This window comes from Burkholderia sp. Tr-20355 (assembly GCF_017104685.1).
In the GTDB taxonomy this organism is placed as follows: domain Bacteria; phylum Pseudomonadota; class Gammaproteobacteria; order Burkholderiales; family Burkholderiaceae; genus Burkholderia; species Burkholderia seminalis.
Window position 1 is genome coordinate 1 of record NZ_JAAGPK010000412.1, and the last position, 596, is coordinate 596.

The window sequence follows — 596 nt, forward strand, 5'->3', positions numbered from 1 at the left end:
CGAACCCGTGTGATACATTTCAACGTCAGTCTGCAAAACTACCATATCGCCGCCCGTCCGCCGCATGTCCGACCGTCAGGAATCCGCCGTAGCTGCGCCCGAAGCGGGACCTCCGAAGCACGATCATCCGGTCCTGCGTCGCGTGTTCAGGGTGACGCTGGCAGTCGGGATCGGCACCTACTTCGTCGCGTCCGGCGCCTTCCTCGGGCTGCGCTACGTCCTGCTGCCCCGCATCGACGAATTCCGCCCGCGCATCGAGCGCGCGGTGTCCGACAAGCTCCACGCGCAGCTTTCGATCGGCAGGCTTTCCCCGAACTGGTCCGGCATGCAGCCGGGCGTCGAACTCACGAACCTGACGATCCGCGGCCGCGACGGCAAGGTCGCGCTGTCGGTGCCGCACGCGACGGCCGCGCTGTCGTGGATGTCGCTGCTGCGGCTGTCGCCCGCGCTGTCGAGCCTGATCGTCGACCAGCCCGACCTCGTCGTCGCGCGCGCGGCCGACGGTTCGCTGAGCGTCGCGGGCGTCGGCGTGGCAACCACCCACGGCGGCAGCGACACGTTCGGCACGTGGCTGCTGAAGCAGGAAGCGATCGTGC

Annotated in this window: 1 pseudogene; it reads left to right on the forward strand. The window is 68.6% G+C overall.

The annotated features are described in order from the left end of the window. Positions 1 to 64 precede the first annotated feature (64 nt). Positions 65 to 596, forward strand: a pseudogene (locus G3N62_RS35675) (DUF3971 domain-containing protein); the annotation flags it as partial.